The organism is Bacillus sp. LR--39, assembly GCF_053613335.1.
The window spans coordinates 1-503 of sequence record NZ_JBSIOT010001702.1; the positions used below are offsets into that span (position 1 = coordinate 1).

General features: G+C 41.0%; 1 protein-coding gene. It reads left to right on the forward strand.

Annotation, left to right across the window (positions count from 1 at the left end; translation table 11 throughout):
* Positions 1-120 precede the first annotated feature (120 nt).
* Positions 121-503, forward strand: a 383-nt coding sequence (locus tag ACWHAR_RS32660; RefSeq protein ID WP_452089121.1) for a family 43 glycosylhydrolase, incomplete at its 3' end; no start/stop codon positions are given.

Here is a 503-nt window from a genome sequence, read left to right on the forward strand (position 1 = left end):
TGGTTTTTTCGTTTTATTTTAGGACTAGAAAACAAGTCCTTTGGCTGATTGAGAGACAGCCAATCCCTGCTAAAATAAAGTTCGTCTTGTTGGGAAATATTTCACAAAAGGGAGGGCCGAATGTTAAAGACATCGAAATTTGAAAGGAGAACAACTGTGGCTAAGACTATCATTTCTGGTTTTATTTTATTTTTTCTGCTTATTTTCTCGGCGGCTGAACCAACATCAGCGGCTTTTTGGGATACAAAAGGAGACAACATTATTCATGATCCTTCCATGATTAAAGAAGGAAATACGTGGTATACATTCGGCACGGGTATCGGCAATGGAATCCGCGTCATCAAATCGACAGACGGAAAAACATGGAGCGCAGCGCCAAGCATATTTGCAACTCCATTATCATGGTGGAAAAAGTACGTGCCGAACCATGAAGAAAACCAATGGGCGCCTGATATCAGCTATTATAATGGACGCTATTGGCTTTATTATGCGGTATCCGCGTT